Below are 22,338 nucleotides of genomic sequence, written 5' to 3'. Positions count from 1 at the left end.
TTCAAGCCTTCAAGTAACAAAAACCGCTAAAAGATTTAGCGGTTTTATTTTTATAGCACTTTTTTGAAAGTTATCGTGATTCAACAATAGTTTCAAACGATATTAAGATACTGATTGGGGTCGTAATAACTTTAACTCATCATCCGTTAATGACTCATTGTTCTGTAATTTTGCTAAAACCTTTTTCAAGGGTGATTCACCACGTGCAAGTTGACTAAAAAGATCATGAAGTTCTCCTTCAAGAAGTGTTTGATCGATTAGCAGCTCTTCAGTTGCTAATTGACGCAACCAAGTTGCCCACTTTTCATTCTCAAAATAATGAATAATTTGTGCTGTATTTTGAAGTAAATCATACTCTTTGATCGCCATGATAATTTCATAGAGGATATTTTGTTGTCGATCCTCACTTTCAAGTAAAAAGTGTAATCCCTGTAACTTATAGGTTAATTGGGGGTTATTCAGAATAATAATGATAATCCGCTCGACTAACGATTGACCGTTTTGAAATTGACGACCTCGAGCACCGCGTTGCCCACCTTTTACTCCTTCACGGACATAGCGGCTTAAAAGACTCTCTGCCAAGTTTGCTCTTCGCCCAAGTTCCGCACGAAGAAAATCTCTCAAAGGAATATCACGCATACCATTAATCTTCTCTCCCACATTCTCAAGAAATTGTGAACGCCCTTCAAAGGTGTGCATATCAACTGCTTCCTCTGAAGATTCAAAGAGATATTGAGAAAGCGGGGTTGCCTCTTTCACCAACTTTAAAAAAGCATCTTTTCCATACGTTTTCACATAACTATCAGGATCTTCCCCTTCTGGTAGAAAAAGAAAAAAGATTTCTTTACCAGCCGTCAAAACAGGAAATGATTCATTCATCGCCTTATGAGCGGCACCTCGGCCAGCTCTATCGCCATCAAAGCAGAAGACAATTCGAGAGGTATAACGAAACAACAATTCAATCTGTTTGCGCCCGATAGCTGTTCCTAAAGTTGCGACACTGTTCCCAACACCATAATGAGAGAGCATAACAACATCCATATAGCCTTCAACAACAATGATCTCTTCATAATCTCGCTGATACTTTCGAAGCTCATAAAGACCATAAACTTCTTCTCCTTTTTTAAAAATCGGCGTTTCAGGAGAATTAAGATATTTAGGCTCACCTTGTTCTAAAATACGCCCGCCAAATCCAATTGTATCGCCTTTACGATTACGAATAGGAAACATAATGCGATCTCGGAAACGATCATAACGACGGTGATTATCAGACTCACTTAAAAGACCACCTTCTAACAATTGTGATTCTGTCACACCATATTTTTGCATCTCGCTCATCAAAGCATTCCAACTATCCGGAGCAAAACCAATCCCATACTTTTTAGTATCTTCGCCACTTAAACCGCGTTTTTGAAGATATGCAATCACGCGATCTCGGTCATCCGATACTCTGAGCTGTTTATGAAAGAAAGCTTCCGCCATTTTCATGATTTCCAATAGATTACGTTGTTGCTCTATAACAGCACTCGACTGGGGAGATCCACGACGTTCATAAGGAACTTCTACACCTTCAATCTGGGCAAGCGCCTCAACCGCCTCGAGAAACTCAAGGCGTTCATAGTTCATTAAGAAATCCAATACGCTACCACTCGCATTACAGCCAAAACAGTAGTAAAACTGTTTCGACTCACTCACACTAAAAGAAGGAGTTTTTTCATCGTGAAATGGGCAACATGCTTTATAGTTACTACCTGCCTTCTTAAGAGGAACACGCTGATTAATCACCTGAACAATATCTGCCCGAGCAATTAATGAGTCGATAAATTCTCTTGGAATAAATCCTTTCCCCTTTGCCATTGTGACCTCTTACTTCGCTAAACGGTTTTTTACCAAACCACTAACAGCCCCCATGTCTGCTTTCCCTAGCAATTTAGGACGCACAGCACTCATCAGCTTACCCATTCCACTCATATCTGAAATTCCCATTGCAACAATTGCCTCATCAATAATAGCTGTTATTTCAGACTCAGATAAAGGTGCGGGCAGATAAGGTAAAATATATTGTAATTGAGCCTCTTCTTTCTCAACTAAATCATGACGATCTGCTTTTTTAAATTGATCGATCGACTCTTTACGCTGATTCACCATTCTCGTAAGAATATTGAGATAATCCTCTTCCGTAAGAGCTTCACCACGCTTTTGTAATTCAGCTTCTTGAATTTCTGCTAAAACAGCACGTAGAGTTGTCACTTTTTCGCGCTCTTTTGCTTTCATTGCTTCTTTGACAGCATTTTGTAATTCTACTTTCATGGAAATCCTCTTTAAATTTTAATAATTAAAAATAAGAAGGGAGACTTTCGCCTCCCTTAAATATCGATGTTGTGATTTCGTTGATCAATATTCTACAAACATTTTTGAAGGGAGATCAATCACATAATTTAGCTGAAAAGAGTCGCAATCTGTTTAAGATCAAACACTTTACCATTAACCATCCACACACCATTTAGATATTGTATCTGAACCTTTGCACCGCCACCAATAAATTCAACAAGTGGTGCATCTGCACCTAAAATCATTGCCATTAACTGAAATTGCTCATAGAAATCATTCATCTCTTTACGAGCTTGATCCAGTGAAATAGCATCACCACCAATAAACATAATATTACTACCAAATTCAACAATATAAGACTTTTCAGCAAAAAGATTTAATTCAATTTTATCAATATACTGTTCAACAAACTCAAAAAAGGTTAGATCACCAAAAAGATCATCCGCAGGATTTCCCTGTCCTGTTAAGTCCGCTTCAGCAAGTTTATCAATAAGTGCCAATTTAGGAGTTATGCTAATAAAGTTTTCAGTTTTACTATCCCCCAATACACCATTTAAAGTGATATTAATCGCTGTACCTTCAATAAAATAATCTTTTAAAAGAGCTACCGTATTGAGGTTACCAGTATCAAGGACATTGTAATCTGTAATGGCCTTATTTTGATTTGCAATCTCATAAAGATTTGTAACAAGCGGCGCAATATTTGTCGCAAAATGGATATCGCCAAGTACCCCTTTTTGAGAATCATTCATCAATGATGTAATCACAATATTTTTAATATCTACGACACCATCAATTTGCGAACCGTTCTCTTCAGAAAATCCTGTTTCATAGGTGAATTTATCCGCAGCAACCTTCACATTTTCAACACCTTGTTTCCCAGTAATTGCTGCAATCTTATCAAAAGTTAAGATTGACTTTTGACTCCTTTTTTGAGGATCTGTCCCCATAAAAAAAGAACCTTTCTTTGCATCAATTTTTGCAAGATTGACGCCATCATTAATATCAACGGAGATTTCACCAGAATTTATCTGAAGTTTAACGCCTTGAAGATGTGAAAAATCATTTTCAAAAATATAAAAATCATTCATCACAAAATCTTTAACGCGAATTTCCCCTTGCTTTAGATCATCAGGATTCGTTAAGACCATCTCAGGAACTTGACTAGAGGATTTAAACACAAGATTTTCACGATCAATCTGACTTTGAGTCGCAATATCTTGAATATCCATCAACAATTTATTCTCTGCTACGCCTTTTGAGTAGAGCTGCACTTCAGCTTTAGATATAATTGTTGCAACACCTTTATTCTCGGCATAATTCGTAAAAACAACTTCTCCTTGCTCTTTAGATTCAAGGAAATCATTCTCGTTGTTAAAAATCATGACTGTTTTAGCATCAAAGTCCGCAATATTTTCAGATTTTACCTCTCCTTCTACATCTATTGCCATGTCAGCGACAAAAGGAGTAACGGTGTTTTGATAAATAGTTTGGTTAATTGTTTCATAGTCCTTTGTAAAAAGGTCTATCGGTGTAGCATAGCTTGCATTAGCCATTAAAAACAAAAATGGGAGTGTTGTTGCAAAGATTTTCTTTTTCATTATCAATCCTTAATATAGACAATGTGCATTTACTTAATGATACTGAATATAGACTAGCTTAGTCGAATAAAAAACACTCTTTTAATCATTATCCCTGCCGCATCTGCTGATAGGCTGCTAAAATAACACTAAAATCAGCACCTTCTTGATGCATATTTTGACTTAGATATCGACGCCATAGTTTACTTCTTGGCTCCTCATGAAAAAGCCCTAACATATGTCTTCCTACATGATTAAGCTTGCCTCCATTTTCAATATGTTTTGTGACATAGGGCTCCATTGTTTCAATTATCTCAAAACGACTTTTTACGGCGGTGGTGTCTCCATAAATCATAGAATCAACTTGTGATAAAAGATATGGATTATAATAAATCGCTCGACCAAGCATAATACTATCGACGCTTTCAAGATAAGCATTTCCTGCCGAAATTGTCGAAATACCACCGTTTAATCCAATCGACAAGTGAGGAAAATCTCGTTTCACCTGAAATACACGTTCATAATTTAATGGAGGAATATCGCGATTTTCTTTAGGTGAAAGCCCTGATAACCATGCTTTACGCGCATGTAAAACAAAATGAGTACAGCCTCGGCTCGCTACCGTTTCAATAAATTTTACTAGAAAATCATAACTATCAAAATCATCAATACCAATACGAGTTTTTATCGTTACCGGAATCGAGACAGTCTCTTGCATAGCACTATAACAGTCTGCCACAAGCCTCGGCTCAGCCATTAGACAAGCGCCAAAACGACCTTTTTGAACACGATCTGAGGGGCACCCACAATTTAAATTAATCTCTGAATAACCGTATTCTTCTCCAATCTTAGATGCTTTTGCTAAATCCATAGGATCAGATCCGCCTAACTGAAGTGCAATAGGTCCAGCTTCTTCAAAATAAAGATGTCGTTCTGCATCACCATACAGTATTGCACCAGTAGTCACCATTTCACTATATAAAAGCGCATGTTTACTCATAGTACGATAAAAATAACGACAATGACGATCAGTCCAATCGAGCATTGGCGCAACAGAAAACTTTGAAACATTCATATTGTATATCTCATCTTCAAAGAACGAAGGAACTCACAAGAACTTTTCGAGTTATAAGAAAAATCCCCGAGATTCATCAAACACCGGGGATTTTAATTTATAAACAACGATGATAATTAAAAAAATCGTCAATTAATCAATATCTAAGAAACTTTTTAAGCTCTCTGAACGATTTGGATGACGCAGTTTACGTAGTGCTTTTGCTTCAATTTGACGAATACGTTCACGTGTCACATCAAATTGTTTACCTACTTCTTCTAACGTATGATCCGTGTTCATATCAATACCAAAACGCATTCTTAAGACTTTCGCTTCACGGGCTGTTAAAGTATCTAGCACCTCGCGCGTTGCATCATTTAAGCCTTCATCCGTAGCCGACTCAATAGGTGAAACCGCATACACATCCTCAATAAAATCCCCTAAACTAGAGTCTTCATCATCACCAACCGGCGTTTCCATTGAGACTGGCTCACGAGCAATTTTGAGCACACGGCGCACACGATCTTCAGTTTCACCCATTGCTTCAGCAATCTCTTCTGGAGTCGCTTCACGACCTAGTTCTTGGAGCAACTGACGAGAAATACGATTCAATTTATTAATTGTTTCAATCATATGTACAGGAATACGAATTGTACGCGCCTGATCGGCAATTGAGCGGGTAATTGCTTGACGAATCCACCAAGTTGCATAGGTCGAGAATTTATATCCTCGGCGATATTCAAACTTATCTACCGCCTTCATCAAACCGATATTCCCTTCTTGAATCAAATCAAGGAATTGAAGCCCACGATTAGTATATTTTTTTGCGATAGAAATTACCAAACGTAAGTTTGCTTCGATCATCTCTCTTTTCGCTCGACGTGCTTGTGCCTCACCGATAGAAATCTGACGATTAATCTCTTTAATCTCGTAAATTGTTAAATCTGTTTCTTGCTCAATTTGTGCAAGTTTATCTTGGAACTCATAAATGTGCTTTTCATACGTTTTTAGCTCGTCAACATATTTTGCTTTACGTTTAAAAATATCATTTTTGAAAATATCTTTATTCGACTCATTACGAGGAAATACTTTTAAAAATTCTGTGCGTGGCATTTTTGCTTTTGCGACACAAATATGCATAATTTTTCTTTCAATCGGGCGAATACGGTCGATCGTTTCACGCAACTTATCATACATTTCTGTCTGGAATTTAGGCGCAATTTGAAACTCCATAAATTTTTCACGGACTGCAATTTTTACCTCTTTTAACGCATCCGACTTGCTGCCTGCACCTTCTTTCTCTTTAATCGCATTGAGTTTATCAACTATTGTTTGTAATTCGGCAATCTTTGTTGCGAGGATCTCAGGATCAGGCCCATTAGTATTGTCTTCCACTTCAATGTTGTCATTCTCATCTTCCGCAGCTTCTTCTTTCTCATTATCTTCAAGATAAAAACTAGGATCGATAAACCCCACAACTAAATCAGTAATTCTCCCTTCCTCTTTAATCGCAGCATGATAAGAGTCAATCAGATGATAACTTGCAGGAACATAGAGCGCTAAAGAGCTTAATGATGAACGAAGTCCTTCCTCAATACGAATAGCAATCTGTTTTTCTTCTTCACGTGTTAAAAGGTCAACAGTGCCCATCTCACGCATATACATTCTTACAGGATCAGTCGTACGGCCGATTTCTTCGTCATCAATATGAGCGAGAACTTCAGCCGCTTCTTCAACTGCATCGTCACTATCTAGTGATTCACTGAGCATCAAGGTATCTTCATCAGGTGCTTCTTCATGAACATTAATCCCCATGTCCTCGATCATCGCGATGATACTTTCAATTTGCTCTGGATCGACCATGCCTTTGGGGAGATGATCATTCACCTCTGCGAAGGTAAGATATCCTTGCTCTTTACCATAAGCGATCAGCTTTTTAATTTGTTCTTTTTTAAGCTGATCTTGTTTTCTTTGATCTGACTGATTGCTCATAATTTAGAATGACACCCTCAATTTCAATAAATAAGCCTTAGGCTTTTGCTCGAATAGCGAAATATTATACCATATTTCACCAAAATCTGACACCCACAAGGACACAAAAAGTCATCGTTGCTAATCCTTTAAACAACGAGTATTTCTCCATAGTGATTTAATGGGGATGTAGAATGATTAATTCAAGAGATCATCAAAACTTATATCACAATCACTCAATAAATCGCGCATCTTTTCGAGGGTTTTCATCTGCAGATATCGCACTTGATCACGCGTTAATCCTAAGAGCTCTCCCGTTCGCTCAAGCGTCTTACCCTGCTTACCGTTTACCCCAAACCGGTATTCTATCACCTTTCTTGCACTTGGTTCTAACTCTAACAAAATAGCTTCGAGCACAGTGAACACTTCATTATCAATTAAAAATTTAATACAATCGTCTCGATTAATATCCGCAGCAAACTGGTAAAAATCACCATTCCCCTCGGTAGAAATTGTTGCATCTAAAGAGAGTATTGCTTCATGATTTGCCAATAACTCCATCACTTCAAAAATGCTTTGATTAGTGGCCGTTGCTAGCTCACGAACGGTGACTTCTCGCTTTAATTTTTGCGATAACGCCTTAAGTTCCTTTAGCAAGCGAGAAATCGCTTTATTAATATGAATAGGGACACGAATTGTACGTCCATGATTCATTAGTGCTTTTTCAATATAGTGACGAATCCACCATACCGCATAGGTAGAAAATCGAAAACCTTTATCTGGCTCATACTTTTGTACCGCATGAATAAGACCGAGATTTCCTTCTGAAATCAGATCAAGAATATCGAGTCCTCGATTTTCATAGCGCTGAGCGATCATAACAACTAAGCGTAAATTGCCTTGCACCATTTTATCAAAAGCTGTTTTGTCGCCATTTCTAGCAGCCTGTCCTAAAACCTTCTCTTCTTCTGGCGCTAACAGACTAAATTCACCAACTTCTGAAAAATAGAGATAGAGCTCATTATTCCCAAAATCACTCTCTTTACTTCGTTCTTGCATTATTTTTTCAAATTCATCCCCTCCACAATCCAAAATTTCTTCCGTAGATTCATTCTCTATCTTATCGTCTAGTGAAAGTTGTTGAACTTTTGTAGCTTTATCTATTGGTTCTTCTAAGGATTTTGTTTTTTTCATAAAGTCCCCCTTTTTTAGATTCTCCTCTTTGCACAACATTTTTTCATAATTAATAAAATAACTTTATAATAATGTTTATTTTGTAAATATTTATATATTAAATAAAACCAAAAAATACTTTAGAAAAAATAATAACCCGCCTGTTTAAAACAGGCGGGTTATAAAAATTAATAAAAATAATTAACTATTTATTTTATTTAACTGATTTTTTAATGATTTCAACGGCTTTTTCTACTAGAGAACGAGATGTCCCGAAATTAAGACGGACATAATTTCCTGTTACACCAAATGTTTTACCGTCGTTAAGCGCTAAACCATTTTCTAACAAAATACGATACGCATTTTCTCCCAACGATGTTGCTGAAAAATCAAGCCACATCAAAAAGGTCGCTTCAGGAACAACCATTTTTAGCCCTTCAATAGTTGAAAGCTCTTTCACCAGATAGTCACGGTTAGCAATAAGATAGGGTTTTAATTGTGCTAGCCATTCATCACCATAGTCAAAGGCAAGTTCAGCCCCCTTAATCGCATAAACATTCATTCGAGGAATAAAGCCCATCATTGCGTTATGATACTCTTCCCTTAATTCATCATTCTCAATTAAAGCAAATCCGCCACTTAGTCCCGGGAGATTAAACGTTTTACTTGCAGAGATCAGTGTAATAGTACGTGCTTTTGTATCATCACTTAACGTTGCAAACGGAATATGCTCACGATCCCAATTAAGCTCTGCATGAATCTCATCAGAGAGTACTAAAAGATCATGTTTTTTTGCAAAAACAGCAATCCTCTCTAGTTCTTCTCGCGTAAAGATACGACCCGATGGATTTTGAGGATTACAGAGCATCAAGATTGCGGTTTTATCGGTAATCGCTTGCTCCATTGCCTCAAAATCAATCTCGTATCGCAGTGTGCTTCCCTCTATATACTCTCTTAATGGCACTCCTATACCGGTAATTCCCACATTATTTTCAATTGCGAAAAATGGAGGGTATGCCGGGGTATGAAACATATATGATGATTCTCGATCACGTCTTGCAACAAGATTAGCTGCAATATTAAAACCTGTCACTAAACTTGGAAGCAGAACAATACTCTCTTTAGCAATGGTCCAACCATAGAGCCGTTGAAGACGATAGATAATCGCTTCTAAAAGTCGATCTGGTCGAGATTTACCATAGCCATAAACTCCCTTTTCAGACATTGCGATTAAACCATTCACAACCTCATCTGCAGCAGTAAAATCCATATCAGCAATCCACATTGGTAAAATATCCTTCGAATAAGCAGTCCACTTATCGGAGTTATTATTACGGCGGTTGATTATCTCATCAAAATCATATACTTTTTTAGGATTATCCATTTCGATTCCTTTTTCAAAACTTCTTTACAGAACAAGCTGATCATTAGACATATGTCTTTAAAAGAATAGCTGCTCCACTTCTAATTGGGTAACTTGAGCACTCACCACAAAAACTCTTTACATTCAATACAATATCACAGAATCAATATATCAAGTCACCTTTCACGAGCCTACTTCAGAGCTTTTAACAGCTCTTTTAACAGCTTATAAAAACGTTCAACACTGGCAATATCAACACGCTCATCTGGCGAATGTGCACCTTTTATCGTTGGCCCAAAACTAACCATCTCTAACTGAGGATATTTTTCACCAAGAAGCCCTGTCTCTAATCCTGCATGTAGAACTGAAACAGTCATCTCTTCTCCTGTTTCTGATTTATACACTTGAAGCAATTTTTTCAATGGTAATGAGTTAAGGTTTGGTTGCCAAGCAGGATAAGTATTCCCCTCCTCCACAAAGGCACCAACAAGATTACTCACAGCCTTAATGCGGGTACGAACAACATCCAAGCCACGATCAGTAATTGATCGCGCTAATAATTCAACAAGAAGATTATGCTCTTTACTAATATGAACAACCCCAATGTTACAACTTGTCTCAACAACAGGAATTTCCACAGAGTTACGTATAACACCGCAAGGCAAAAGAAGTAATAAATTTAATACTGCCGAAGATGCTTCTGCATCAATGGTTGCTTCACTAGTCGTTTCTTTAAACCGCACAGTAACATTATTATCGATACCTTTTAAACGCGCTTTTAGCATCGCATCTGCATCTTTTAAATATGCTTCAAATTGTGCTTTATGACTATCGTGGATCGCAACAACTGCTTTTGCAGAGCGTGGAATTGCATTTCGCAATGTTCCACCATGAAACTGTGCTAAACGCAACACTGAATGATGTGTAAATGCCCCAAGCACTTCTGCAAGAAGAATATTTGCATTCCCAAGTTCTTTATGAACATCAATTCCTGAATGACCACCGCGCAATCCCTCCACAACCACTTCATAAAACACGCCACGCGTTTCATCATCATAATGGAGCGTTTTAGTCACTTCAAAATCAGAACCTCCCGCACAACCAACGGTACATTCACCTTCTCGTTCACTATCGAGATTAAGAAGATATTGCCCTTCTAACCAATTAGCCTCGATATTTTGAACGCCACCCATACCTTGTTCTTCATCGACAGTCAATAGCACTTCAAGTGGCCCATGTTCAGCAGTTTCGTCTTCTAAAATAGCAATAGATGCCGCAACCCCAATACCATTATCAGCGCCTAAAGTCGTATCTGTTGCATAGAGCCAACCATCTTTGATCTGCAATTGCAGTGCATCATTATCAAAGTCATGTGTACTCTCATCACGCTTTTGACAGACCATATCAATATGGCCTTGCAAAATAACCTTTGGTGAATTTTCATACCCTTTTGTTGCTGCTTTTTTAATAACGATATTACCAATCGCATCTTCTTTAAAATCTAAATTATGCTCTTTTGCATAATCACGATAAAAAGCACGGATCTTCTCCTCTTTTTTAGAGGGACGAGGAATTTTGCTCATTTCAGCAAAATGTTGCCAAAGAAGTTTGGGTTCTCTGTTTTCAATCATTATTCAATCCTCTTGTTACTTATAATGTTGTAACATCACTGTTTGATCTGATATCTATCGGTTCTATCCCTATTTAGCAATATTTATACCTGATAAATACTCTCGATTTTCATCTTATAGTGGTTATAAGTGATTTTCCAATCTCTTTTTTTAAGGGGGCAGCGCTCAAAGACGCAAATATATCCTTAATTCATACGAACCATTGCATATTCATATAGTTATATTGGGTAATTACATTTTACAACAAAAAGTCTTACATTGATGAATCAGGCAATTTTTCTTAACGGAAATCGCTGATAAAGGTTATGAATAATCAATATCTTCAAATTACGTTTAACTTAACTAAAAGGAAACATCGAATGAAGAAATTAAAAATGAGCGCTCTTGCACTTTTACTCCTTAATGTAGGAGTTATGGCTCAAGCCGAAAATATCACCGTTTTTGCAGCTGCATCACTTCAAAATGCGATTGACGAAGTTAAAGAAGCTTATGCAAAAATTGATTCAAAAGACCAAATCGAAGCGCTGTATGACTCCTCTTCAAATCTTGCACGTCAAATCGAACAAGGTGCTCCTGCGGATATTTTTATCTCCGCCAATCAAAGCTGGATGGATTATCTTCAGGAAAAAAATCTAATTGATAACAAAACTCGCACAAATATCGTTAAAAACGAATTAGCACTAATTACTTTCACAGATAATCCAACAAAATATAAAGTTGAATTTGCTTCAAATGAGTTCTGGAAAAATGCTTTGACCGATACACGTATTGCACTCGGTGATCCCGATCATGTTCCCGCTGGTCTTTATGCGAAAGAAGCTTTTGAAAAATTGGGTGTCTGGAAAACCGTAGAACCCAAAGTTGCATCGGCACAAAATGTTCGCGCAGCTCTTCTTTTAGTTGAGGTGAAAGAAGCTGATTTAGGTGCGGTTTACTCTTCTGATGCGAGTATCAGCCAAAAAGTTAAAACTATCGCAATTTTCCCTGAAGATCTTCATGAACCAATTGAATATCCAATTGCCATTATCAAGGATCATTCAAATGAAGCGGTCGATAGTTTCTACAAATATCTATTAAGCGATGATTCTGCAGCTATCTTTAAAAAATATGGCTTTGCAACACCATCTATCGCAAAATAAATAGTAGCAATGTCATCGGCAGAAAATTTCGACACATTTTCTTTCTGTCAAAACAAGGAATATTCACACCGACAATTATCGAATGATCATTGAAGATGTGAGTATTCAATATTTATAGCCATTTACTACAACTAACAATCCAAAACCAACTTATGACACTATTAACAGAATATGAATGGTCTATTATTGTTTTAAGCCTAAAAATCGGTGGCGTCGCCATTCTTTTCTCGCTCCCTATTGGAATATTTTTCGCATGGATTCTTGCTCGTAAAGAATTTAAGGGAAAAACATTTTTAGATAGTTTTATTAATCTCCCACTCGTTTTACCGCCTGTTGTTATCGGCTATCTTCTTCTCATCACCATGGGGAGAAATGGTTATGCAGGTCAATGGATCGATCAGATTTTTGGGATATCTTTTAGCTTCAATTGGAAAGGTGCAGCGTTAGCTTCGGCAGTCGTCTCTTTCCCTCTTTTGGTGAGAGCGATCCGTATTAGTTTTGAATCTATTGATCAAAATTTAGAATTTGCAGCACGTAGCCTAGGAGCATCCAAAATAAGAATGTTCTTCACCATCACTATTCCGCTTGCAATGCCGGGAATTATCGCCGGAGTTGTTTTAGCTTTTGCCCGTTCCCTTGGAGAATTTGGCGCAACGATTACCTTTGTATCAAATATCCCAGGGGAAACTCGTACATTACCGCTTGCTATGTATACGCTCATTCAGATTCCCAATCAGGAAGCCGCGACAATGCGCCTGTGTATCATTGCAATTGCGATCTCCTTTATCGCACTTTTCTTCTCAGAGGTATTACAAAGAGCTCATAAAAAACGTCTCGGATTACGGTAATTAACGATGATTAAAATTAATATTACTCACCCATTTCAAGATTTTACCTTTCATGCGAATCTCCAGATTAATGACGATGGCATTATCTCTATTTTTGGACCTTCCGGCTCTGGAAAAACAACGCTTTTAAACTTTATCTCTGGGAAGTTAATTCCAAAGAATGGATTGGTAGAAATAAATGGCAAAATTCTTTTAGATACCAAGCGTAAAATTAGTTTGCCGATTCATAAACGCGGCATCGGTTATGTTTTTCAAGAACCGACACTCTTTCCGCATTATTCGGTCGAAAAGAATCTACTCTACGGTGAGAAACATAAAAATACAGAGCTATTTGAACGTATTACCAATCTTTTAGGAATTAAACCTTTACTCAAGAAACGAATTGCCTATCTCTCGGGCGGTGAAAAACAGCGTATCGCCATTGGACGCGCACTTTTAAGTTCACCCGATATACTTCTTATGGATGAACCGCTTTCGGCACTGGATCAAGCACGCAAAGAAGAAATATTAAAATATCTTGCACAAATACCAACGCAATTTAATATTCCAATTCTCTATGTCACACATAATCGTCTGGAAGCCAAACAATTATCGCAACAGTTTATTGCGGTAGATAAAGGCGATATTTCACTTAAACCCATTACAGCGATTGATGATGTTTATGAGAAAGCGGAGATAGAATATCAAAAACAAGAGAGCCTAAACTTTGCACAATAAAAAGGATTCCTCTACACTAAGAAAAGTTTAAACTTCACAAAATATCATTTTTTGTACTGTTTTTAGAATACTTTCAAGGGAAACCTATGTTATTAAAATCTCTCTTTGCAACGATCTTCATTGCAATTACGGCGCTATTACCCTTTATCAGTTATGCAGATTCAGCACAGGCAAAACGTATTGCTGATGCAAACTTTCAGTACTGTATGCAAGAGTCACTTGCGACTGAAGATTATTGCCATTGCGTTTCATCTGTTTACGAACGAAACCTAGCGGATGCTAATCTTCCACAAGATGAGGAAGCATTTGCCATTAAAGCACTCAGCGGGAATATCTCTCTAAAACAGCTATCAGCAAATGAAGTGGAACTTGCCAATCGAATTGCTAAACGCTTCGAAAATGCCGAGTTTGAAAAAGAATTCACGCAATGTTTTAAGATTTTAGAAGAAGGTTTTAGCACATATCAGCAAAATAGCGAAGATAAAACGCCCACGGAAGCTCAGTTAAAAGCAATCGAAGAGCTAGAAGCGATTGAAGAGATGGAAGTAGAGCAAGGAATTTAAAAAATCACTTTTACCCATCGTAACTTTACTATATAAAAAACGCCGCAAATCTCACCGCGGCGTTTTTTTAATTACTATTTTTCATTATCCTTTTTCCATTCATCCCAATCATTCCAAGCTTTCCAACGATCATCTTCTTCCAATTTTTCTTGGTCATTATCGAAAAAGGCGGAATCATCATACTCATCACTTGACGGCAACGTCGGAGGATTTTCAGCTTCTCTTTTACGAAGTCTTCGTAAATCAAGATATGGCAAGATAAAGAGCCAAAAAATTAAAAAAGCAATTCCTAGCCCCCAATGAATCCAAAAGCAGATAATTAACAGTACTAAATTCCCAAGACCACTAAAGATCATTCGAGAATAACTCATCGTCTGAAAATCATGGTTTAAAGATGGTTTTTTATCCAAATTGGTCTTTTGGAGTTTCTGTTTATCCATCGACTGCTCCTTCATTATAATGACTGCTATCTCTAATCTCTACGATAGCAGTCCCATTGAATATTGCAATGGTGATCTTGCGGCTAAACTTCTTTTACAGTAGCAGTCGATTTTGACGCCGCTTTTTCAATCGATTTTGCTTGGTTAGCTTCTCTTACATCGCGGATTTTACGGAACTCTCGTAATTGAATCCACAAGAAGAGGGCCGCCGTGAATGCGGAAATAAAATCCGCCGTTGGTACTGATGCCCAAACGCCTAAAATTGGCTTATACCCCAAGTGATTAAAGATTGGAGGCAAAATGAAAAGTGCCGGAATTAAGAAAATAATTTGACGACTTAAACTTAAAAAAATCGAATGCCCAACTTTACCGATACTTTGGAAGAATATAGTCACCACCATTTGGAAGCCGACTAATGGGAACATTAATGTTACAAAATGGATTGCCTCCATTGTCTCTTGCGCTAAAGCTTCTGACGGATTAAATGGTCTAACGACTAAGGCGGGGAAAAATAGGCCAATTGCAGTAGCGACAATACCGATACAAACTCCCACCTTAATGGTATAGAGTAATGCCTCTTTAAGTCGGTTGTACGCACCTGAACCATAACTATACCCAACAATTGGCTGCATACCTTGCGTCAATCCAAGCAAAATTAAGACCACAAGCATTAATGTTACATTGGCAATCGTATAAGCTGCAACCCCTATTGACCCTCCATAAATACGTACTTGATGGATAATAATAAAAATAATTACGGCGGATACCACATTCATCAAAAAGGGTGACATACCAATACCTAAAATTGCTTTAACAATTGCCGGCGTTAAGCGCATTTTAGAAACACGTAAGCGCAACATACTATTCTTATGCATGAAGTGCCCCATGACAAAGAATGTCCCAGTGATCATAGAGAGCACAATGGAGATTGCAGCACCCTGAATTCCCCATTTCAACACATTGATAAATAATGGTGCTAAAATTGTATTGACAACGAGGGTTAAGAGCATAGTATACATTGCTTTACGGGGATAACCGGATGCTCGCATCATATTATTAAAACTAAAACAGAGATTTGTGAAAATTGAACCTGGTAAGAAGATTCGGAGAAAATCATACGTATATTGATAGGTATATTCATCTGCCCCGAGCTTATAGACAAGCGGCTCTAAAAATAAAAAAAATGAATAAGACACCGTAAGTGTAATAATCAGTGTTAATAGAAAAGAGGTTCCAATAACTCGCTCCGCTTTATCTTGATCTTGGTTTCCCAAAAATATTGAGATCCGACTGGCAGCGCCGGCACCTACCAACATTCCAAAAGCTGCCATCATGGTCATAACGGGCAACGCAATTCCCATTGCACTTAAGGCATGGTCATTAAGATAATCCGCATTTCCAACAAAATACCGAGTAATAATATTGTAAAGTGCTGCAACAGTGCTACCGATAATGGCAGGTAATGAATATTTCCAGAGCAGCTTTTTTATAGGAGCTTCACGAAGCTCTTGAAGTTGGTCGACTTTTTCCATGAGATCCTTTTTGTAATTTTATTTCAGGAATAGAAAAACGCTGTCTCAAAGAAACCACTTGAGGACACAAGCGCGAGACAGACCGATAAGAATTTTATAAATGATAATTATTATCGCTCCGAAGCAAGAAATTCACAAGTAGCCAACCAATTTTTACGCGAATTATTTAGTAAAAAAATGTAAATTTTCCAATCGCTTATGAATAAAACTATAACGATCAACGCGCCCTTTGAGTGCTTGTTTAAGGGCGGAATTACTACTAAAGATATGCACTGATTTTTTCGCACGCGTAATACCGGTATAGAAAAGCTCTTTTGTTAAAACCATTGAAGACTCATCCCCTAAAAAGAGCAGCACGCGTTTGAATTCACTTCCTTGTGACTTATGAATTGTCATAGCAAATGCTGTTTCAAATTGCGGCAATGCATGGATCGAAAACCGGCGCGGAGTATCAACGCCTTCAAAATATGCAACAAGCGTTCCGGCCTCATCCTCTAAAATAAGCCCAATATCACCATTGAAGAGTTGATTCTCACTGCTATTATGGGTCACCATAATCGGCAAACCATGGAAAAACTCTCGGCGGTAATTTTTTGGGAAAAGTATTTGTCGAATACGCTGATTAAGATCAACTGCCCCATTCATTCCCGTTCTTCGGGCTGTTAATACGCCAATTCCCGTAAAAATTTTAAAAAGTGAAGCAACATCTAATCTCCCTTTTGAATATTGTTTTAATGCCTCTTTATAAGACGCAAACTCATTTGTAAACAACGTTTCTAACTGCTGATTATGGATTGGCAATGGCGTCAATTCAACACTTCGGTCTGTCTCATTTAAATGGTTTTCAGTCTCTAATAACTTTTCTAAAGCTGTATATTGTTTCGAGAAGCTTAGATTTTGAAGATTATTCACCACCGTTGCTAATTGCCCCAATCCAGAATTTGCATCAAAGCGATAACTCTTTTTCAAAAATGAGAGGTAATTAAAGGGCGCTTGATTTTCTCGGACAATGCTATTTTTCTCTGGCACTTTTGAAGTGGAAAGTAATTTTTGCAATTTTTCAAAATGGTTTTTTGAGTAATTCTCGCATGCGCAGAGTTCATGCATGATTGAGCCTGCTTCCACTGATGCTAATTGATCTTTATCCCCTAAAAAAATGATTCGTCCTTTAGGCGAAACAGCACGTATCAGCTGCACGAGCATCTGCTGATCGACCATTGAGGCCTCATCGACCACTAAAAGGTCAAAATCTAAAGGATTATTAGCATCAAATTGAGGCTTTCGCGTAAAAGGATTGATCATCAGCAATCGATGCAATGTCTGCCCATTATGAGGAATTAATGATATCTGTAATTGAGCATTTTCTTGCACAACAAGCGGTGCATCGATTACCTGTACTTGTAGATGACGAATTTGCGCTAGAATCGATTCTGAAAGTCGTGCTGTCGCTTTTCCCGTTGGGGCCGCTAAATAGATTGAGAATGGACGCTCAATATTCTCGCTATGCTCTGCATAATAAAAATCAATTAAAATTTGTAGAATCTTAAAAACTGTCGTCGTCTTTCCTGTTCCTGGCCCGCCCGAAATAACAGAAACATGATTTAATAATGTATTGGCTGCTGCGAATTTTTGCCAATCAACCTCATCTTTGTTTATAGGGAAATAATGATCGAGGCGTTCTTGCAAAAACTGCATTGACTCCGCTGAATACTCTTTCTCTTCGATGCTATGAAAGAATTCCACAATCGCTGATTCTTGCTGATAATGACGATCAAGATAGATTCCAAATTCATTTTTGACTAATGGAATTGCTAACTCTTCAGTAACCGCAGACCAACGCTTAGTAAGTAATGAAGCAGATTCTTCCATTTGAAGCCCTAAAAAAAACGTTACTATAAATTCTTGTTCTTTTACGATATTAGGGTCGTTACTCTCCAAAAACCATTTTTGAGGTTCTAATAAAAATGATTTTGGTAGAGCTGTATGACCTAAGCCGTAAGCACGACTGACTAGAAGTGTTAATAAAAAATATCCAAGTCCCTGATGAACGTCTTTATAAATACGATTTTTAGCTGTAAACTCTGCGAAGTAAAAATCGATATAACTCAAATAACGACGATCAATTAAATGTGTCGCATAACGTTTAAGCAGCACCCAAAATGCTTTTTGTATATTATTAAGTTCGGCCACCCCCCCTTGTTGTGCCGCAGCTAAATCAGCCTTTTTCTGTGATAATGCAATTTTTAATTGTATTAATTCTAATGCCTCAATTTGCGGGGTATTTTCTGAAACAGTTGTTTTATTGATTCTATTTAGATCACTCATTTATAAGTCCCCCACTTCTGTTTCACCAAAAAGTGTCATTAATGCCTCGACAACTTGATAATCAGGCTTAATAAAATAGATGCCGCTGGCCATTTCTGCTTCCATTCCGCGAAGATAGAAATAGAAAACACCACCAAAATCATGATCATAATCGAAATCAGGTTTTTGATTTCGTAAAAACTTCACAATTGCGACGGTATAAATTAGATATTGCAGATCATAATGTGCGTGCTTAATGGAATGCTCCATCTGCGCAAGATGATAGTCGTTCTTTCGTGCTCCTAAAGTATTGGATTTATAATCCGCAACATAATAGCGTCCATCAATTTCAAAAAAGAGATCGATAAACCCACGTAAAAACCCACGAATATCTTCAAATTGAAGCATCTCTTCACCATCACGTTTCAAATGGCTATTTAACAGCATATTAAGATCTTGTTTATGCAAAATATTTTCGATCGGAAAAATAAATTCTAGTTCTTTAACATTTTGATGACCTTCTAAAATTTCATAAAGATTACTCGATAATGGTAATGCTGCATAGAAGATATCTTTAAGCCACTTCTCTAGTTCATCGGTTAAGAGTGGAAAAAGTTCCGCCTCAAGAATATGTGCAAAACTCTTCTCAATATTCTGCGCTAAAACCTGACGATCTTGCAATTGTGTCGGCGTATAATTTTCAAGAAGTTCATGTATGAAGTTTCCTGTAATACTCCCTTTGGGGAAAAGACTTTCCGCTTGATCCATATTGATCGGATCTTCGTTTAGCTCTTTCTCATCCGTGATTAATGGCGTGAAATAATTGGGTTTAGCATTGTAGGAGAGATTTGAAAAGCTAGTAAAGCGCCACAATGGTGCAATTTTGCGAGTAAATATTGCCGGCATTAAAGTTGTATCCATAGCTATACTAGGAACACTTTTCTCCAACTTTAGATCTTTCAATAACAGAGGTTTCACTGCAAAAAAACGTGAAAGATATGCAGCCAAAGGCGCCTCATTGCGTTTTTGTTCCTCAAACTCCAAGAGATAAGAAAGCGCATTATCCCGATAACTACTATCCGAAAGAGACTGGCAAAAACCAACATACGTTTGGAATTTTGCGCGTGTTAAGGCGACATACAATAAACGAATATCCTCCGCTAATGTCTCTTTCTTAAAAAAGTTTACAGCCTCTGCATCCGCTTCCTCTGAAAAGAGATAACGGCGTTCTCCATTAGAATCAACATATACGCCCTCTTTTTTAGCATTCGTTTTAAAAAGCCCAAAAGGAAGAAAGACAATTGGAAATTCCAAACCTTTCGATTTGTGAATCGTCATAATTTGAATGGTTTTAAAATCACTCTCTAATCGAACTTCACTACCTTCACCGCTATCGGCACTTTGCATCTTCTCTTGCAACCACAATAGTAAGGCTTCTTTATTGCTAAATTGTTCACGCTGTAATAACTCTCCAAGATGAAAAAGATCACTCGCATAACGCTCGCCATTATCTAGAGCAAGTAGACGTGCTAAACGATTCTCTCGAACCATAAAGGTACGAAGCATCGCTAAAACACCATGCCTATTCCAGATTTCATTAAGCTCATTCCGTTCAATGAGTAATTGTTCTAATTGATGAACTTCATGCTTTACTGTTTCTAGCTCTTCAACTGAAAATCCATATAAGATAGAACCAAGTGTTTGCCGAAAGAGTCCTTGATCATGCTTAAAGACCAAGCTTTTCAGAAAAAGATAGAGATCAACGACGATACTATTCTCAGGATCGAATACTGAATTTCGCTCGGAGAGATAGACGCTATTTAAGCCTTTCTCGCGAAGAGCTGTTTGCATATCGACGGCTTCTGTTCCACTTCGAACGAGGATTGTAATATCTTCTGGCATGACTTTACGGCTAATCAATTCATCACCCTTCATTAACTCAAGTTCACCATTTTCAAGAAGACTCGCAATCTCAACTGCAGCTCCAGCAGCTATCCGCTCTCTAAAAATTGGCATCCCCATTTTTTCATCTTCATGAGGGATATAATCAAGCAGTACCATTCCCGATGAATCCTCATCGCCGACAATCACTTTCGTAAAGTTGGCAGCTTCGGGCGTTTGAATATTGATAAATGGAATCTCTTTTTCAATAAATGGCACATCGTTATTATCAAAAAGACGATTCACAGCATCCACTTGTAATGTACCAGAACGATAATTGGTATTGAGTGTATAGATCGCATCAACATCTTTTTTTATACTTAAATACGCATTAATATCTGCGCCACGAAAACCATAGATCGACTGTTTGGGATCACCAATCATCACAAATGCAATGTCCGAGTGGTCAAAAAAAAGTTTTCGAAATGTCTCAAGTTGTAGATGATCCGTATCTTGAAATTCATCGATCATTACTGTTTTATAACGCAGATGGAGTGATTCTATAAAATGATTTGAAACACTTTTTACCTTACGGTTAAGCACTGTTAAAAGATCGTCAAATCCTAAAACACCTGATTCATGCTTCAAGGTCTGTAATATTTTTACAACACGATCAGCCGCAAAGTGTAGGGCTACATGTTTAAAGGCATCTGTTTTATCAAGATCGGCAAAAATCGCTTCATGCTCAGGTTTTAATTTTGCAAGATCCCCATTAGCAGCCAGCCGATCCGCCATTGATGATAAAGAGAATCGATCCTTCACAGCACAATCTAATATCCCGCCCTTATTTGCCCATTCAATAAGCTGAGTATGATTTTTTTCAATAACCGTTTTGTTGTATGAGCGTTTATTTAAACCAATCTCATCGACTAATTTTCGGAAATCTTCAACCGTTCCCAAATGGATTAATACACGCTCACGAATATCATTGAGCAATTGTTGTTGAGATGACAATACCATCTCTAAAGTATCGTCATCATTAAACCCCGAACGATCAATTAGATCAGGATAACTTAACAATAGTCGGATTTTTGAAAAGAGACTCGATTGCCGAGAAATATTGCCCATTGGGACCGAAAAGTAATCGGCAACAATTTTAGTTAATTCATAATTGAGAGGATAGCACTCTTCTCGCCAAAAATGGTAGACAGCTTCCCGGTGGAGCATCGACAGATCCGTTGCAAGTTCAAATTTAAACGATTGCCCTAAATCGAGTGCATTCTCTTTTAAAACACGTTGAGAGAAAGCATGGATCGTAAAAATAGAAGCCTGATCAATACTACTCTCTGCCTGATTTAAAAGATTAATACCTTTTTCAAGTGCACCACGAGTTCCTAGCTGTTGCTCTTCGATTTCTAAGAACTGATTAATCAGCGTTTGTAATGCACTATCACCACTCTCTGCGCCAGTTAATGTGACAAAAAAAGCGCGTTTTAATTCAACAATTCGCGTATATATCCGCTCTTTTAACTCCGCCGTTGCAGCATTAGTGAACGTAACAATGAGAATCTCCGGCAACTTCTTCGGCTCTGGATTCTTTTCGTTAAGTCCGAGTAGAAGCCGTAATACCAAAAGCGTAATCGTATAGGTTTTTCCCGTTCCTGCCGACGCCTCAATCATCATATTCCCCACAATAGGAACTGTTTGCGGATCGAGGATCGGATAAACCTGAGTTGATTGGGCGGATATTGGCATACGGAACAATCTCATAATCGAAATAATAATGCACTCATTATAACGATCTTTCCACT

At 37.7% G+C, this 22,338-nt stretch carries 16 protein-coding genes; 4 read left to right on the top strand and 12 right to left on the bottom strand.

Annotated elements, in window-relative coordinates; genetic code table 11:
• Positions 1-102: 102 nt before the first annotated feature.
• From dnaG to ACPF7B_RS00500, 8 genes are all read right to left on the bottom strand, one after another.
• Entirely contained in the window at positions 103-1,857 is a 1,755-nt protein-coding gene (gene dnaG, locus ACPF7B_RS00535; protein WP_490505692.1) for a DNA primase, read from the bottom strand.
• Between the two features lie 9 nt (positions 1,858-1,866).
• Complete coding sequence (locus tag ACPF7B_RS00530; protein ID WP_490505691.1) at positions 1,867-2,310, bottom strand: GatB/YqeY domain-containing protein; 444 nt, start codon at positions 2,308-2,310, stop codon at positions 1,867-1,869.
• A 128-nt stretch (positions 2,311-2,438) separates the two neighbouring features.
• Positions 2,439-3,932, bottom strand: a complete 1,494-nt coding sequence (locus tag ACPF7B_RS00525; protein WP_490505690.1) for a hypothetical protein — start codon at positions 3,930-3,932, stop codon at positions 2,439-2,441.
• An 88-nt stretch (positions 3,933-4,020) separates the two neighbouring features.
• A complete protein-coding gene (gene dusA / locus ACPF7B_RS00520) occupies positions 4,021-4,986 on the bottom strand; it encodes a tRNA dihydrouridine(20/20a) synthase DusA (protein ID WP_490505689.1) in 966 nt (321 codons plus the stop codon).
• A gap of 132 nt (positions 4,987-5,118) precedes the next feature.
• On the bottom strand, positions 5,119-6,957 hold the full coding sequence (gene rpoD / locus ACPF7B_RS00515; RefSeq protein ID WP_490505688.1) for an RNA polymerase sigma factor RpoD: 1,839 nt from the start codon (positions 6,955-6,957) through the stop codon (positions 5,119-5,121).
• Between the two features lie 177 nt (positions 6,958-7,134).
• Positions 7,135-8,130 carry a sigma-70 family RNA polymerase sigma factor gene (locus ACPF7B_RS00510; RefSeq protein ID WP_490505687.1) on the bottom strand — a complete coding sequence of 332 codons (996 nt, stop codon included), beginning with the start codon at positions 8,128-8,130 and terminating at the stop codon, positions 7,135-7,137.
• A 193-nt stretch (positions 8,131-8,323) separates the two neighbouring features.
• Positions 8,324-9,493, bottom strand: a complete 1,170-nt coding sequence (locus ACPF7B_RS00505; RefSeq protein WP_490505686.1) for a MalY/PatB family protein — start codon at positions 9,491-9,493, stop codon at positions 8,324-8,326.
• Between the two features lie 170 nt (positions 9,494-9,663).
• Positions 9,664-11,103, bottom strand: a complete 1,440-nt coding sequence (locus ACPF7B_RS00500; RefSeq protein WP_490505685.1) for an aminoacyl-histidine dipeptidase — start codon at positions 11,101-11,103, stop codon at positions 9,664-9,666.
• Positions 11,104-11,462: 359 nt separating this feature from the next.
• Between ACPF7B_RS00500 and modA the strand changes: the two genes are divergently transcribed.
• The 4 genes from modA (at position 11,463) to ACPF7B_RS00480 (ending at position 14,370) form a co-directional block, all read left to right on the top strand.
• Positions 11,463-12,242, top strand: a complete 780-nt coding sequence (gene modA, locus ACPF7B_RS00495; RefSeq protein ID WP_490505684.1) for a molybdate ABC transporter substrate-binding protein — start codon at positions 11,463-11,465, stop codon at positions 12,240-12,242.
• 152 nt (positions 12,243-12,394) lie between these two features.
• A complete protein-coding gene (gene modB / locus ACPF7B_RS00490) occupies positions 12,395-13,090 on the top strand; it encodes a molybdate ABC transporter permease subunit (RefSeq protein ID WP_490505683.1) in 696 nt (231 codons plus the stop codon).
• A gap of 6 nt (positions 13,091-13,096) precedes the next feature.
• Positions 13,097-13,807 (top strand): molybdenum ABC transporter ATP-binding protein, encoded by a 711-nt coding sequence (locus ACPF7B_RS00485; RefSeq protein WP_490505682.1) that lies wholly within the window; start codon positions 13,097-13,099, stop codon positions 13,805-13,807.
• 86 nt (positions 13,808-13,893) lie between these two features.
• Positions 13,894-14,370: a hypothetical protein gene (locus ACPF7B_RS00480; RefSeq protein ID WP_490505681.1), complete on the top strand. Its 477-nt coding sequence runs from the start codon at positions 13,894-13,896 to the stop codon at positions 14,368-14,370.
• Positions 14,371-14,444: 74 nt separating this feature from the next.
• On the opposite strand, the gene ACPF7B_RS00475 is transcribed toward ACPF7B_RS00480, so the two are convergent.
• From ACPF7B_RS00475 to recB, 4 genes are all read right to left on the bottom strand, one after another.
• The gene (locus tag ACPF7B_RS00475; protein ID WP_490505680.1) at positions 14,445-14,810 is read right to left on the bottom strand and encodes a hypothetical protein; all 366 of its coding nucleotides are present in this window, start codon (positions 14,808-14,810) and stop codon (positions 14,445-14,447) included.
• A gap of 83 nt (positions 14,811-14,893) precedes the next feature.
• The gene (locus tag ACPF7B_RS00470) at positions 14,894-16,342 is read right to left on the bottom strand and encodes an MATE family efflux transporter (protein WP_490505679.1); all 1,449 of its coding nucleotides are present in this window, start codon (positions 16,340-16,342) and stop codon (positions 14,894-14,896) included.
• 162 nt (positions 16,343-16,504) lie between these two features.
• Positions 16,505-18,667 carry an exodeoxyribonuclease V subunit alpha gene (gene recD, locus ACPF7B_RS00465; RefSeq protein WP_490505678.1) on the bottom strand — a complete coding sequence of 721 codons (2,163 nt, stop codon included), beginning with the start codon at positions 18,665-18,667 and terminating at the stop codon, positions 16,505-16,507.
• The gene (gene recB / locus ACPF7B_RS00460) at positions 18,668-22,282 is read right to left on the bottom strand and encodes an exodeoxyribonuclease V subunit beta (RefSeq protein ID WP_490505677.1); all 3,615 of its coding nucleotides are present in this window, start codon (positions 22,280-22,282) and stop codon (positions 18,668-18,670) included.
• Positions 22,283-22,338: the final 56 nt, after the last annotated feature.

The sequence above is a fragment of the Ignatzschineria sp. 22MB058224 genome (assembly GCF_058188435.1).
This window is presented reverse-complemented; position numbering and strand designations above follow the sequence as displayed.

What these genes read in the sequence shown, in the direction of transcription:
- dnaG (WP_490505692.1), bottom strand. Translation starts at nt 1,857, where the DNA reads ATGGCAAAGGGGAAAGGATTTATTCCAAGAGAATTTATCGACTCATTA.
- ACPF7B_RS00530 (WP_490505691.1), bottom strand. Translation starts at nt 2,310, where the DNA reads ATGAAAGTAGAATTACAAAATGCTGTCAAAGAAGCAATGAAAGCAAAA.
- ACPF7B_RS00525 (WP_490505690.1), bottom strand. Translation starts at nt 3,932, where the DNA reads ATGAAAAAGAAAATCTTTGCAACAACACTCCCATTTTTGTTTTTAATG.
- dusA (WP_490505689.1), bottom strand. Translation starts at nt 4,986, where the DNA reads ATGAATGTTTCAAAGTTTTCTGTTGCGCCAATGCTCGATTGGACTGAT.
- rpoD (WP_490505688.1), bottom strand. Translation starts at nt 6,957, where the DNA reads ATGAGCAATCAGTCAGATCAAAGAAAACAAGATCAGCTTAAAAAAGAA.
- ACPF7B_RS00510 (WP_490505687.1), bottom strand. Translation starts at nt 8,130, where the DNA reads ATGAAAAAAACAAAATCCTTAGAAGAACCAATAGATAAAGCTACAAAA.
- ACPF7B_RS00505 (WP_490505686.1), bottom strand. Translation starts at nt 9,493, where the DNA reads ATGGATAATCCTAAAAAAGTATATGATTTTGATGAGATAATCAACCGC.
- ACPF7B_RS00500 (WP_490505685.1), bottom strand. Translation starts at nt 11,103, where the DNA reads ATGATTGAAAACAGAGAACCCAAACTTCTTTGGCAACATTTTGCTGAA.
- modA (WP_490505684.1), top strand. Translation starts at nt 11,463, where the DNA reads ATGAAGAAATTAAAAATGAGCGCTCTTGCACTTTTACTCCTTAATGTA.
- modB (WP_490505683.1), top strand. Translation starts at nt 12,395, where the DNA reads ATGACACTATTAACAGAATATGAATGGTCTATTATTGTTTTAAGCCTA.
- ACPF7B_RS00485 (WP_490505682.1), top strand. Translation starts at nt 13,097, where the DNA reads ATGATTAAAATTAATATTACTCACCCATTTCAAGATTTTACCTTTCAT.
- ACPF7B_RS00480 (WP_490505681.1), top strand. Translation starts at nt 13,894, where the DNA reads ATGTTATTAAAATCTCTCTTTGCAACGATCTTCATTGCAATTACGGCG.
- ACPF7B_RS00475 (WP_490505680.1), bottom strand. Translation starts at nt 14,810, where the DNA reads ATGGATAAACAGAAACTCCAAAAGACCAATTTGGATAAAAAACCATCT.
- ACPF7B_RS00470 (WP_490505679.1), bottom strand. Translation starts at nt 16,342, where the DNA reads ATGGAAAAAGTCGACCAACTTCAAGAGCTTCGTGAAGCTCCTATAAAA.
- recD (WP_490505678.1), bottom strand. Translation starts at nt 18,667, where the DNA reads ATGAGTGATCTAAATAGAATCAATAAAACAACTGTTTCAGAAAATACC.
- recB (WP_490505677.1), bottom strand. Translation starts at nt 22,282, where the DNA reads ATGCCAATATCCGCCCAATCAACTCAGGTTTATCCGATCCTCGATCCG.